Origin of the sequence: Staphylococcus auricularis (assembly GCF_051172115.1) — a bacterium.
GTDB lineage: Bacteria > Bacillota > Bacilli > Staphylococcales > Staphylococcaceae > Staphylococcus > Staphylococcus auricularis_A.
On record NZ_JBPIZN010000001.1, the window covers coordinates 408746 to 422312 of the forward strand.

Here is a 13567-nt window from a genome sequence, read left to right on the forward strand (position 1 = left end):
TTTTGTAGTATGCGAATAACGCATATTGAAAGAATTTTAAGTCTTGGAGGTTTCACAGATATGAAACAAGGTACAGTAAAATGGTTTAACGCTGAAAAAGGATTTGGCTTCATCGAAGTTGAAGGAGAAAACGACGTATTCGTACACTTCTCAGCTATCAATCAAGAAGGCTACAAATCACTTGAAGAAGGTCAATCAGTAGAATTTGAAGTAGTTGAAGGCGACCGCGGTCCTCAAGCTGCGAACGTAGTTAAACTATAATCATAGATTAAAAAATTGACTTAAAAGAGCTCTGTGAAGGGCTCTTTTTTAAGTGCTAATTTATAATACATACATATAAAACAACTGCATCTTCATCACAAAATTAAAAGATTTGTATTTGAGACATAACGTCGATTACATGCCATCCCATGATACTTTGTTTCAAACCGTTTCTTCCCATTAAAAAAGCGCACTGTTTACTAGAATGACAAGCTGTCACGATGAGCTTCGTCAAACAGACAGTGCGCTTTATTTTTATCTTATTTCAACTTCACATAGTTCCTCGCTTCGAATAGTACTTATTTAGTATCATTAATAATCAATTGGCGTAACGTTTGTCGTTTAATAACCTCACGCGCTTTCCCATCTTTTAAGAAAAATACAGATGGTTTTTGCATTTGATTATAATTAGAAGCCATAGAGTAGTGATATGCACCTGTTGATAAGATGGCTAGATAATCACCACGTTTTACGGTAGAAGGTAATGCTGCGTCTTTAATAATAATATCTCCTGACTCACATAATTTTCCAGCCACAGTTACTTTCTCATCGGCTGGATCATTTCTGTTAACGAGTAATGCTTCATATGAGGCATCGTACAACGCGGTACGAATATGGTCACTCATACCACCATCAATAGAAACATATTTATTCACACCGGGGATGGATTTAATCGTGCCGACTTCGTATAATGTAATCCCTGCTTCTCCTACAATAGAACGTCCAGGTTCAATACCGATTTCAGGTAAAGGATAATCTAGCGTATCAGCGATGTCTTTCAATGCATCTGTAATCGCTTCTATACCAGATGCAATAGGGAAACGTTCATCTCCTTCAACGTATTTAATCGCAAAGCCTCCACCTAAATTGAGGAGTTCCACTTCAATATTTTCCTCTTTCAACCATTGAAGCACAATGCGTTCGGTTTCAATCATGGCTTCTGTTCCTTCTATTTGTGAACCAATATGGAAATGAACGCCCTTTAAGTTTAAATGTTCTGTTTCATTGATTCGTTTGACCGCTTCTAATGCAAGACCATGTTCAATAGAGAGACCAAATTTACTATCATCTTGTCCCGTTTGGATAAACTCATGTGTATGTGCTTCCACACCTGGATTCAAGCGAACGACCACATCTACAGGTTCATGTGTATATTTTTCAATTAATTCGATCTCATCTAATGCATCTACGACGATATAACCGACCTTGTTTTCTAATGCATAGCGAATTTCTCGTTTGGTTTTATTATTGCCGTGAAAATGGATATCTTTGGGATCAAATCCCGCTTCAAGTGCAGTATATAATTCACCCTCTGAAACGACATCTAATTTGAGTCCTTCTTCTTGAATTAATTTAACCATTTGAAGGCAGATAAACGCTTTCGCCGCATAAGAGATATTATAGTTTAATCCGCTTTTTTGAAATGCTTCATGATATTGGCGGATCTGGTCACGTATTTGTGTCTCATCGTATACAAACGTTGGGGTACCAAAGCTTTGAGCTACTGTTTTTAAGCTCGTACCTCCCATCGTAAGTTCACCGTAATCGTTATATTCTACTACCATTGCTTATTCATACTCCTTTATAAGAGAATCGTGATTCATTGCACTCAGTTGTTCTGAGTTTGCTCCCACACCTTTGAAAGTGTATTCATCTATACGTATATCATTATTATATAGTATAACGTCATCTTGTGCATGGACTTGATCATCGACTTCTACAAACATGTGACTCATCATTAAAGCACGGATAGGGTAACGTTTTCCGTTAATCAATACGTCATGTTCTCCACGTGTGCGTAAGATACCGTCTCCATAGCCAATATCTACCACTGCGAGTTGGGTATGGTCTCTTTTTGCTTCAAATGCAAAGCTATAGCCGCAATAATCACCTTGATTCACATCTCTCACTTGAATGACATGCGCTTTTACCGTCAAAGCTTGGGTAATCTCAGAGGTTTCTATCTGTGAATAGGGTCTTGAACCATATAAAGCGATGCCAATTCTCGCATGTGTATGATAGGGTAGTAAGTCGTCCTCCCTAAAATAGCTCGCACTATTTTGAGCATGTATCATTTCAAATTCGTAATGTTCATTAAGCAATGTTTCAACGATATGTATCCATGCAGCACGTTCCGTTTCATATTCAGGCCCATCGAATTCGTCTGCATATCCAAAGTGCGTCCATAATCCGGTGATGATCATTTTTTCGGGATTGGTATTATGGCTGTGATGCTCTAGGACTTCACGCAATTCGTCTAAAGTTCTAAAGCCAGAACGGTGAAGTAAATTTTCATATTCTAAATGCACTTTAATACCCGCTAAATCTTCTACATGGTCATAATAATACTCAAGGGAAGGAAGCGTAACTTGAATATCGTAAGCTCTCAATGTATCAAAGTCGTAGCTCGCATTCATGAGAAAGATGGTTGCTTGAGGAGCGAGCGCTCTAATGCGTACTGCTTCATTTAATGATGTCGTACTAAATGCATCAATACCTACTTTCAAGAATTGTTCAACTGCAAAGGATAATCCATAATGGTAAGCATTATTTTTTACGACTGCGATAATAGAATGATCACCTTTCACTCGTTTCGCATTCTCTAAAAATGCGCTTTGATTGACTGACCATACTGCCGTCATAATGGATCCACCTCGCTCATTACAAATAATAATTGCTCATAGTAATCTGCGATTCTAATGAGCATATGTTCATTGAAATTCAAATGGGATGTATGCAGGCCTATGACATAACCTTTCTCAACATCTTTTGTGCCGATAAAGACGAAATAACTCGGTGCGAGCTGACTATAGAAGCTAAAATCTTCTCCAAATAAATAAGGTGTCGGTTTATCTATCACTTCAAAGTGCGCACGTGTTAATCCTTGTTCTACTTGTGAGCGGAGAGAAGGCGCATTATATGTAGGGGGATATCCTTCCGCGAACACCACTTTACATGTAACATTAAATAACAATTGAACACTATCAGCTATTTTTTCCATTTGCGTTTTCACAACTTCTAAATCTGCTTGATCATACGTACGAATCGTACCTTCTAAATAGCCATGACTGGGTACTGTATTAATCGCTTCTCCTGCTTCAAAACGACCCATATGCACAATATTACGTTTTAAACCGCTGAGATGGTATTGCTGTATTTGACCCACTTGAGTCAGTATATGTTGTAATGCTTCGCCACATGAATGACCTTGTTCTTTATCTGCCACATGACTTGATAAGCCATTTAAATAAAAACGATATTCTGTGGCACTTGCCGTTATCTCTTCGTCACGGATAGCCACTTTTCCTTCCTCTTCGAATGGCATCACATGAACACCAAATACTGCCTCTATATCATACTGTTCAAATGCGCCAGCTTGTATCAATTGATTGGCACCGCCACCAGTTTCTTCAGCAGGTTGAAAGATAAAGACAATATTGAGTGGTAACAAGTTTTGATCAGCAAGTGTTTTACATCTTTGCACGAATAACATTAATGCTGTGGTATGGCCATCGTGACCACAAGCATGCATGACATTTTCGTTTTGACTGCGATAGGGTACATCATTTTCTTCGAAGATAGGGAGTGCATCCATATCTGCACGGTAAGCTATGGTGCGATCACTTTGACCAGGGAGATATGTGATGAGCCCCGTATCTAATGGTCTTGTGTACGTCATACCTAAATCTTCAAGAAATCGCGCGACATATTCCGTCGTTTCATATTCTTTTGAGCTTAATTCTGGATGGGCATGTAAATGACGTCTATGTTGTGTGACAAATTCTAATTCATCCATTTTTATCAGATCCTTTGGTAATTATATCTATCATTGTACTTTCGTTTTTAAAACTTTTATTTCTTCTTTGAAATCTGTAGAAATATATTACGAAATGAACCAATTAATCATTTAATTTTCTTAAAGCGGAGACAATTTCTCGTTTCGTATGATCTACATCAGCAGATTGTTTAATTACTTTCGCAGGGGTACCTGCAACGACGGCACCTGCAGGCACATCTTCAGTTACAATCGCACCCGCTGCAACTATCGCGCCTTCACCTACACGAACACCTTCTAAGACGACTGCATTTGCTCCGATTAATACATTATCTTCAACTACAACAGGAGAAGCACTAGGGGGTTCGATCACACCAGCTAGGACTGCTCCAGCCCCGATGTGCACATTTTTACCTGTTGTGGCACGTCCTCCTAATGTTGCATTCATATCAATCATCGTACCTTCTCCGACAACAGCACCAATATTAATCGTTGCGCCCATCATCACGACCGCGCCATCTTCTATAATGGCTTGTTCACGAATAAAAGCACCGGGTTCGATACGTGCATTGGTATTAGTTAAATCTTTTAAAGGAATAGCGGAATTACGTCGATCCATTTCAATCTCTATGTCTTCAATGTGGCTTTGATACTCTTCATAAAATTCTTTCCAGTCGTCAGCTTCACAGAAAATGACTTTAGATTGCTCGCTACCAAATACTTTGAATGAAGTAGGGAAGGTTACATCTTCAAAATGCCCATTGACATATATTTTAAGGGGGGTAGATTTTTTAGCGTCGCTAATATATTGAATAATTTCTTCTGCCGATAAATGTTGTACCATAATGATTAAACTCCTTTAATATTAAAGATTATCAAACGTATAGAAACCGTTTGATTTATGAATTAATTTTTCAGCTGCGGTAAGCGCACCATTCGCAAAGATATCTTTAGACTGTGCACGGTGTGTAATTTCAATTGTTTCATCTGTGCCCGCAAAGAGTACTTCGTGTTCACCGACAATCGTACCACCACGTTTCGCATGAATACCGATTTCATTATCAGTTCGTTTTTCACTTTGTTCATGTCTGTCATAAACAGGTGTCACGTCTTTTTTCAACGAATCGATTAAGTCATAGAGTTTTACGAGGGTACCACTCGGCGCATCCACTTTTTGATTGTGGTGCGCTTCAGTTAGTTCGATATCAAAATCATTGAGGAGAGGCACTGCCGCTTCTAAAATTTTAGTCAAGACATGAATGCCGTAACTCATATTTGCACTGAAGAACGTCGGCATGTGTTGACCTAATTGTTGTAGTTGGTTAATGATTGCATCCTTTTGTCCTGTCGTTGCGACAACAAGCGGTAAATTGAAAGATTCTTCGAGTAACGGTAATAATAACTCTGGGTTCGAAAAATCAATCGCTACGTCAGCTTCTTCAGCTTCTGAGATATGTTCGAATGTAGGGTAAGGATAAGATTTCGTTCTATCACGAACGATGATACCTACAATGTCATGTCCACGTTGTTCTGCGAGTCGCGCGACACGTTCATTCATTGCACCGTAACCAATGAGTAAGATTTTCATGCTTTAACACCTGCTTTATATGATTGATAAGCTTCTTCTAACACATTTCTTTCTTTTTCTGGAAGGGGAACAAGTGGTAAACGGACTTCATAATTGCCGTAACCTTCAGCTGTTGTAAGTACTTTGATTGGAATAGGGTTGACATCTACTGACGTCGCTTGCAACAAATTTTGTATAGGGTTAAATTGTTGTGTCACATCTTCACCACGTTGAACCGCTTCAAATAATGATTGAAAGTCGCCTGGAATGACGTTTGCAATCACGGAGATAACTCCATGACCACCTTTTTGATAAAATTCAGCAACGTTATCATCATTACCACTAAGTAATGTGAATTCTGAAGTATCAACAAGTCGATATACTTCATCAAAATAATCGAAATCGTTCGTCGCATCTTTTAAAGCGACGATATAGTCATGTTCGCTTAATGTCTGAACGGTTTCTGGTTCAATCGTCATATTCGTTCTTGATGGCACATTGTATAATACAACAGGCAATTGAACTGCATCTGCAATCGTTGTAAAATGCTCGATTAAACCGCGTTGATTGGTTTTATTATAATAAGGTGTAATCAACATCACTGCGTCTGCACCGATAGATTTTGCACGTTGTGATGCTTCGATAGATGCTAGGGTATTGTTGTTACCCGTACCGGCAATCACAGGAACTTGACCATCTACCAATTTAACGACTGTTTCTAATATTGTGTCTTTTTCTGATGAAGTTAATGTTGGACTCTCTGCCGTCGTGCCGTTTACTACAAGCGCTTGGGCACCTTGGCTCAATACATATTGTACGTGCTGCTGTAATGCATCATAATCCACTTCATTATCTGTAAATGGGGTAGTGAGCGCGACACCCACACCTTCAAATAAATGTGCCATGAGTTATCTAGCTCCTTTCAAATTCATTACTTGTTCTAAAATTTGAACTGCGTTTAATGCTGCACCTTTCAATAAATTATCGGATGTACACCAAATATGGAATGTATTATCTAAACTGTCATCACGTCTGATTCGTCCCACAAAGATTTCATCTTTATCTGTAGAATAAACGGCAAGTGGATATTCATCTTGTGCTGGATTATCTTGAAGCACCACACGTGAATCGTTATCAAATAACTGTTGAATCTCTTCCACTGTAGTGGATTGATCTAACGTCACATTCATGTGTACACTGTGGCTATCTTGCACAGGTACACGGACACATGTCGCAGTGACACGAAGTGATGGATCATTTAATATTTTTCTCGTTTCGCCGATCATTTTTTGTTCTTCTTTCGTATAACCGTCTTCTAAAAATATATCGATGTGTGGAAGCACATTGTTATAAATCGGATGTGGATATGCTTCTGGTGCTTTACCGTTTACACCTTCTGCTAAATCTTTTCTACCTTTTACACCAGAACCGGAAACAGCTTGATAAGTCGTATAGGCGACACGTTTGACCCCAAAGGCTTCTTGTAAAAGTTTTAATGGAACGACAGATTGAATCGTAGAACAGTTTGGATTAGCGATAATATGTCGTTTGAACTCGGGTTCATTTACTTCTGGAACGATGAGATCAACGTCTTCAGTCATACGCCATTGACTTGAGTTATCAATAACAATCGCACCTGCATTTTCAAAGAGGGGAGCAAATTGTTGACTTGTTCCGCCACCAGCACTCATTAAAACGTAGTCATAAGGTTCACTTGCTGCTGTTTCAGTTAATTCTTGTACAGTATAATTTTGTCCTTCATGCTCGATTGTTTGTCCTGCAGATCTTGCTGAAGAAAATAATACTAACTCATCGTAGGGGATATTTTTTCTCGATAAAGTCTCTAACATTTTACGTCCTACTAAACCTGTTGCACCAACTACTGCTAATTTTGTCATTAAAAACACCTCATATATGAATTTTTCTTGTTGAAACTAATTACTCGATATCAAACGCTTCGTACAATGCTTTGACTGCTCGTGGTCCATTTTCAGCATCAATCACGTACGAAATACTAATTTCTGATGTGGTTGTTTGATAAAAAGTGATACCTTGGGCAATCAACGTACTGAATGCTTTTGAAGCAACACCAGACATATCTCTCATCCCTGAGCCGATTAGTGATATTTTGACATAAGACTCATTAATCGTATAATCTAAAGCATTGAAATATTCTGATAACTGCTGTAAAAATGTTGTGATTTGTTGCGAATCGCTATCTTTAATCGTAAAAGACATTTGTAAGCCATCTTGATTCACGATTTGCGAAATCATATCGATGTTTACTGAGCCTTCATCTAACTGTTTAAATAAAGCTGTATATAACTGTTCAGACGGTTTTGGATAACTGATGGTCACATGTACCATGTGGGTATCTAATGCCACACCCGTCACCGCTTTTTTCTCTAATAACTCTGTTCTTGGCATGATCCACGTTCCTTTCTCATTTGATAGTGTCTTTCCTAAATACAAAGGAATGTGATAATTTTTTGCTAGCTCGACACTTCTCGTTTCTAATACACCTGCACCTAATGCGCTCATTTCCATCATCTCTTCATATGAAACGATGGATAATCGCTTCGCATTTTCGTACACTCTTGGGTCTGTCGCATAAACGCCAGCGACATCGGTATAGATTTCACAAGGAATCCCGTTACTTGCGGCTAGGGCAACAGCGGTTGTATCTGAACCGCCACGTCCAAGTGTTGTCAGTTCATTGTGTTCATTGACACCTTGAAACCCTGCGACAACGAGGATATCGTTTTGATCAAACGCTTCTTCAAATAGCGAAGCGTCAATTTCTGCGATACGACTTTTCAAATAGTGACCGACTGTTTTAATACCAGCTTGATAACCTGTCATTGCTCTTGCACGAATACCGATGTCATTAAGCACCATCGATAAGTACGAAATCGTCTGCTGCTCACCCGTAGTGAGTAATAGTGCCACTTCCTGGTCCTTAGGTTGGTGGGTGAGGTGAGAGACATTGTGTATCAGTTGATCTGTCGTCTTACCCATGGCACTGACCACGACAATCAGTTGCTCACCTTGATCTACTCTTGATTTCAATGTATTAGCAATATTCCTAATTTTATCAAAATCACTGACCGAAGATCCGCCAAATTTTAAAACACCTCTGTTCAATTTTTAAAAACCTCCTCTTTAATTAAGGAGTAAACACGCCCATAAAAAAGAGCAAGTTCGGAAGTGCGAACCTGCTCTTTGTTTATATACAAGTGATGCACTCCATTATTTTCATAATGACAGATTCTCGGCTCTTAACCTAAGAATCCAACAACGTACAACTGCAATTGTAAGTCATTTCGGCATCTCACCCTTTCAGTCTGCGCTACTTGCAGGTAGTATCACGCCATACTTACTAATGATTGATGCGCCTCATCAAAATTATTTAATTATGATATTTCACATTATACATAGGAGTGGTAGCTCTGTAAACAGATTTGACACACTTTTTTCAATTAGCCGAAAATTTTAAATAAAAAGATCGACGATTACAGTTAATTTCATCTTGCTTTTAATAGGTGAGAGAAGGGCACTTTTAACATAAAAAAATCCCTTCAAGACCATCATCGTCATTGAAGGGAAAAGAATGAGTTTTTATTTATTTGTTCTCGTTCAAGACGTTTTAATCAAGCCCCAATCTTATGAAGTTAATAAGCCAGTTTCTTCGAGATATTCTCTGTAACTGATTTCTTTAGAAAGGCTACCAGGTTGATCGATATCAATCACACGATTAGCGATCGTATTGATAAATTCGAAGTCGTGAGAAGTGAAAATGATAGAACCATTAAATGATTTCAATCCATCGTTGACTGCTGTAATACTTTCTAGGTCAAGGTGGTTCGTTGGTTCATCAAGTAAGAGTACATTCGCACTTGAGAGCATCATTTTACTCAACATACAACGTACTTTCTCACCACCAGAAAGCACACTTGCTTTTTTCTTCACTTCTTCACCGCTGAATAACATACGACCTAAGAAACCACGTAAGAACGTTTCAGTTTGTTCATCTTGTGGGGCATATTGACGAAGCCATTCCACTAAATTCATATCTACGTCATCAAAATAAGCTGAGTTATCTTTAGGGAAGTAACTGCGTGATGTCGTTACACCCCATTTTACAGAACCTTCATCCGGTTCCATTTCTCCAGCTAATATTTTTAATAATGTCGTTTTAGCTATTTCACTTTTACCAATTAACACAGTTTTGTCGTTTGGATTCATCGTGAAAGAAATGTTATCTAATACTTTTTCACCATCTACTGTTTTAGAGACATTTTCTACAAAGAGTAGATCATTACCAATTTCGCGTTCAGGTGTAAATTTAACAAATGGATAACGTCTTGATGAAGGTTGAATATCATCTAATTCGATTTTCTCTAATTGTTTTTTACGACTTGTCGCTTGTTTAGATTTAGATGCATTTGCAGAGAAACGTGCGATAAAATCTTGTAACTCTTTAATTTTTTCTTCTTTTTTCTTATTTTGCTCTTGAGCCATTTTAGTGGCTAATTGGCTAGATTGATACCAGAAATCATAGTTACCTACATAGAGTTGAATTTTTCCGTAATCTAAATCCGCAATGTGTGTACATACATTGTTGAGGAAGTGACGGTCGTGTGAAACGACAATCACAGTATTTTCAAAGTTAATTAAAAAGTCTTCTAACCAGTTAATCGCTGGAATATCGAGACCATTTGTCGGTTCGTCTAGAAGGAGTACATCTGGGTCACCGAATAAACTTTGAGCTAAGAGCACTTTAACTTTTTGATTGTTTTCTAATTCAGACATATTTTTATCATGCAAGGAAGCAGGTATGCCTAAACCGGAAAGTAAGGAACTGGCATCCGCTTCAGCATTCCAACCGTTCATTTCAGCGAATTCACCTTCGAGTTCGGCTGCTTTAATGCCGTCTTCGTCACTGAAATCCGGTTTCATATAAATTTCGTCTTTTTCTTTCATGACTTCATATAAACGTTCATGACCTTGGATGACTACATCTAGGACACGTTGATCTTCATATGCGAAGTGATCTTGTTTTAATATAGCTAAACGTTCATCTTTACCTATAGATACATGACCTGTTTGTGCATCAATTTCACCGGATAAAATTTTTAAAAACGTTGATTTTCCTGCACCGTTTGCGCCGATGAGACCATAACAATTACCTTCAGTGAATTTGATATTCACATCTTCGAATAATTTACGATCTCCAAATCTTAAACTTACATCACTAACTTGTAACATGCATTGACTCCTTTTATCGTAATTCTAACTTGGAAATTATATCATATTTGTGTAGTTGTTTCGACCGTTTATCCTTTATCACATATTGAAATGTATAAAAACCATATCTTTATCATTATTCATTTTAGCACGTGAAAAATGAAGAGGGGCGACTTTACTCCAATCTCATATCACCAAACAGGACCACATCACAGCATTCATGCATAGATTTATCATATATATTCATGTTACAATAAAGTCTAATATTACAGATAAGTAGGAGGCACACATGGCACGAGATGATAATGATATCGTTGGGACAATTGAATTTTTAGAAGTCGCTACGATGCAAGGTTCTACCTATATATTAAAAGGTCCTAATGGCGAAACGGTGAAATTGAATCAATCAGAAGTCAATGAGACGGACGAGCTTGAAATAAGAGAGGAATACAGTTTCTTTATTTATCCAAACCGTTCTGGAGATTTATTCGCAACACAAAATATGCCTGACATTACAAAAGGGAAATACGATTTTGTGAAAGTGATTAGCACAGATAGGGAAGGTGCACATGTAGATATTGGTTTACCAAGAGAAGTGTTAATCCCTTGGGAAGATCTACCACGTATTAAATCATTATGGCCTGAAAAAGGAGACTATGTCTTCGTCACGCTTAGAATCGATCACGAAAAGCAAATGTTTGCGCGACTCGCATCAGAGACGATCGTCGAACAAGCTTTCACACCCGTCCATAACGATGATCTACTTAATCAAGAAATCACTGCACGACCTTATCGTTTATTACGTGTAGGTAGTTTCTTACTATCTGAAGAGGGTTATAAGATTTTTGTCCATCAATCAGAACGTAAAGCTGAGCCGAGATTAGGTGAAGCCGTTAACGTACGCATTATTGGTCATAATGACAAGGGGGAACTCAATGGTTCATTCTTACCGCTCGCTCATGAACGATTAGATGATGACGGTCAAGTGATTTTCGATTTACTTGTCGAATATGATGGCGAATTGCCATTCTGGGATAAATCAAGTCCAGAAGCAATTAGGGAAGTATTTAATATGAGTAAAGGTTCATTTAAACGTGCCATCGGTCATTTATATAAACGTAAAATCATTGATATCGAAACAGGTAAAATTCGATTAACGAAAAAAGGATGGAGCCAAGCAGAAGATTAAAATGAATGATCACTTCCATAATAATAGTGGAACTCGTTCATATCTAATCATTTTCAACAAACAAAGAACTAACAATTAAATCGGATATTGCGTATCAGCCAGGTAGTTAAATCTTTTTTAACATAAGATGACTACCTGGCTTTTTTACGTTTTTTTACTATTAAAACAAACTTTAGAACAACAGTGTGGGATTAATGTAAATCATTTGCTTCTATTTCCATAACGACTATACTTCATAAAATTAAGTCATGATACAACCTAATTGTAAACTTTGTAAAGTTATCAACAAATATATTAACAAAAACTTTACACTTACTCTATTTGTCCTTAATAAATAATATGTAGTATGAAAACTGTAAGAAATACATATATAGATAAACACACACAACTATATGTTATTTAGGAGGATGTTTCAATGAAAAAATGGCAATTATTTGGTACTACTGTACTTGGCGCTTCATTATTGTTAGGCGCTTGTGGCGGAGGCAATGATGATAGCGAAGGAAGCGGTGAAGACGTTTCTGGTGAAGTTAAAGGTGACGGTTCTTCAACAGTAGGTCCTATCATTGAAAAACTAAACGAAAAATTTAGTGAAAAATACAAAGACGTTGAATTATCATCTGGTACTGCTGGTACAGGTGGCGGTTTCGAAAAATTCATCTCAGGAAGCACTGACTTCTCAAATGCTTCTCGTCCAATCAAAGATGAAGAAAAAGATAAATTAGAAGATGAAAACATCGACTACAACGAATTCAAAGTCGCGCAAGACGGTGTAACAATCACAGTCAATAAAGATAACGATTTTGTTGATGAATTATCAAAAGATCAACTTAAAGATATTTATTCAGGTAAAGCTAAAACTTGGAAAGACGTTAACTCTGATTGGCCTGACAAAGACATTAAAGCCTTCTCTCCAGACCAATCTCACGGTACTTTCGACTTCTTTACTGAAGAAGTTATGGACGACGGTGACATCGAAGCAGATAAAAACGCTGACACTAACGTAATCGTTCAATCAGTAGAAGACAACGAACAAGGTATCGGTTACTTCGGTTATAACTTCTACGAACAAAACAAAGACAAATTAAAAGAAGTTAAAATCAAAGATGAAGATGGTAAAACAACTGAACCAACTGAAGAAACTATCCAAGACGGAAGCTATGCTTTAAGCAGACCATTATTCATCTACACTAACGAAGAAAAACTTAAAGACAACAAAGCTTTCCAAGAATTCATGAAATTCGTATTAGATGACAAAGGTAAATCAGCTGAAGAAGCTGGATTCGTTGCACTTCCTGAAAAAGACTACACAGAACAAAAAGATGAATTAGATAAAATCATCGGAGATAGCGACGATAGCGAAGACGACAATAGTGAAGACGATAACAGCGAAGAAGAAAGCAAATAATTAATCAAATAGTTTGATCCACAAGATTGGGGTTCCGGAATAGATTGATGCGCTAAAAGAATTGTCTCTCTATTTCCTTGTCTAGTGAAAACATGAATGAATGCTTGAGTTATGTACTGA

General features: G+C 37.7%; 12 protein-coding genes and 1 riboswitch. Of the genes, 3 read left to right on the forward strand and 9 right to left on the reverse strand.

Annotation, left to right across the window (positions count from 1 at the left end):
• Positions 1–60: 60 nt before the first annotated feature.
• Positions 61–261 (forward strand): cold shock protein CspA, encoded by a 201-nt coding sequence (gene cspA, locus ACSBRB_RS02100; protein ID WP_001831260.1) that lies wholly within the window; start codon positions 61–63, stop codon positions 259–261.
• Positions 262–560: 299 nt separating this feature from the next.
• Here cspA and lysA read toward each other — a convergent pair whose 3' ends face one another.
• The 9 genes from lysA to ACSBRB_RS02145 form a co-directional block, all read right to left on the reverse strand.
• On the reverse strand, positions 561–1826 hold the full coding sequence (lysA, locus tag ACSBRB_RS02105; protein WP_435031399.1) for a diaminopimelate decarboxylase: 1266 nt from the start codon (positions 1824–1826) through the stop codon (positions 561–563).
• Positions 1827–1829: 3 nt separating this feature from the next.
• Positions 1830–2903 carry an alanine racemase gene (alr, locus tag ACSBRB_RS02110; protein ID WP_435031400.1) on the reverse strand — a complete coding sequence of 358 codons (1074 nt, stop codon included), beginning with the start codon at positions 2901–2903 and terminating at the stop codon, positions 1830–1832.
• Positions 2900–4057: a M20 metallopeptidase family protein gene (locus tag ACSBRB_RS02115; protein WP_435031401.1), complete on the reverse strand. Its 1158-nt coding sequence runs from the start codon at positions 4055–4057 to the stop codon at positions 2900–2902. The genes alr and ACSBRB_RS02115 overlap by 4 nt, the downstream gene beginning before the upstream one ends.
• 103 nt (positions 4058–4160) lie before the next feature.
• Positions 4161–4880, reverse strand: a complete 720-nt coding sequence (gene dapD, locus ACSBRB_RS02120; protein WP_435031402.1) for a 2,3,4,5-tetrahydropyridine-2,6-dicarboxylate N-acetyltransferase — start codon at positions 4878–4880, stop codon at positions 4161–4163.
• A 21-nt stretch (positions 4881–4901) separates the two neighbouring features.
• Positions 4902–5624 (reverse strand): 4-hydroxy-tetrahydrodipicolinate reductase, encoded by a 723-nt coding sequence (gene dapB / locus ACSBRB_RS02125; RefSeq protein WP_435031403.1) that lies wholly within the window; start codon positions 5622–5624, stop codon positions 4902–4904.
• On the reverse strand, positions 5621–6508 hold the full coding sequence (gene dapA, locus ACSBRB_RS02130) for a 4-hydroxy-tetrahydrodipicolinate synthase (RefSeq protein WP_435031404.1): 888 nt from the start codon (positions 6506–6508) through the stop codon (positions 5621–5623). The genes dapB and dapA overlap by 4 nt, the downstream gene beginning before the upstream one ends.
• Before the next feature lie 3 nt (positions 6509–6511).
• Complete coding sequence (locus tag ACSBRB_RS02135) at positions 6512–7501, reverse strand: aspartate-semialdehyde dehydrogenase (RefSeq protein WP_435031405.1); 990 nt, start codon at positions 7499–7501, stop codon at positions 6512–6514.
• Positions 7502–7541: 40 nt separating this feature from the next.
• Complete coding sequence (locus tag ACSBRB_RS02140; RefSeq protein WP_435031406.1) at positions 7542–8747, reverse strand: aspartate kinase; 1206 nt, start codon at positions 8745–8747, stop codon at positions 7542–7544.
• An 87-nt stretch (positions 8748–8834) separates the two neighbouring features.
• Positions 8835–9011: riboswitch (Lysine riboswitch) on the reverse strand.
• A 255-nt stretch (positions 9012–9266) separates the two neighbouring features.
• The gene (locus ACSBRB_RS02145; protein WP_435031407.1) at positions 9267–10871 is read right to left on the reverse strand and encodes an ABC-F family ATP-binding cassette domain-containing protein; all 1605 of its coding nucleotides are present in this window, start codon (positions 10869–10871) and stop codon (positions 9267–9269) included.
• A 268-nt stretch (positions 10872–11139) separates the two neighbouring features.
• On the opposite strand from ACSBRB_RS02145, the gene cvfB reads away from it, so the two are divergent.
• Together cvfB and ACSBRB_RS02155 are read left to right on the forward strand one after the other, a co-directional pair.
• Complete coding sequence (gene cvfB / locus ACSBRB_RS02150; RefSeq protein WP_435031408.1) at positions 11140–12039, forward strand: RNA-binding virulence regulatory protein CvfB; 900 nt, start codon at positions 11140–11142, stop codon at positions 12037–12039.
• Between the two features lie 415 nt (positions 12040–12454).
• Positions 12455–13447, forward strand: a complete 993-nt coding sequence (locus ACSBRB_RS02155) for a PstS family phosphate ABC transporter substrate-binding protein (RefSeq protein WP_435031409.1) — start codon at positions 12455–12457, stop codon at positions 13445–13447.
• Positions 13448–13567: the final 120 nt, after the last annotated feature.

Bases quoted from the DNA above. Each gene is read 5' to 3' on its own strand.
- ACSBRB_RS02155 (WP_435031409.1), top strand. From the start codon at position 12,455: ATGAAAAAATGGCAATTATTTGGTACTACTGTACTTGGCGCTTCATTA.
- cspA (WP_001831260.1), top strand. From the start codon at position 61: ATGAAACAAGGTACAGTAAAATGGTTTAACGCTGAAAAAGGATTTGGC.
- ACSBRB_RS02115 (WP_435031401.1), bottom strand. From the start codon at position 4,057: ATGGATGAATTAGAATTTGTCACACAACATAGACGTCATTTACATGCC.
- cvfB (WP_435031408.1), top strand. From the start codon at position 11,140: ATGGCACGAGATGATAATGATATCGTTGGGACAATTGAATTTTTAGAA.
- dapA (WP_435031404.1), bottom strand. From the start codon at position 6,508: ATGGCACATTTATTTGAAGGTGTGGGTGTCGCGCTCACTACCCCATTT.
- dapB (WP_435031403.1), bottom strand. From the start codon at position 5,624: ATGAAAATCTTACTCATTGGTTACGGTGCAATGAATGAACGTGTCGCG.
- lysA (WP_435031399.1), bottom strand. From the start codon at position 1,826: ATGGTAGTAGAATATAACGATTACGGTGAACTTACGATGGGAGGTACG.
- ACSBRB_RS02145 (WP_435031407.1), bottom strand. From the start codon at position 10,871: ATGTTACAAGTTAGTGATGTAAGTTTAAGATTTGGAGATCGTAAATTA.
- alr (WP_435031400.1), bottom strand. From the start codon at position 2,903: ATGACGGCAGTATGGTCAGTCAATCAAAGCGCATTTTTAGAGAATGCG.
- ACSBRB_RS02135 (WP_435031405.1), bottom strand. From the start codon at position 7,501: ATGACAAAATTAGCAGTAGTTGGTGCAACAGGTTTAGTAGGACGTAAA.
- dapD (WP_435031402.1), bottom strand. From the start codon at position 4,880: ATGGTACAACATTTATCGGCAGAAGAAATTATTCAATATATTAGCGAC.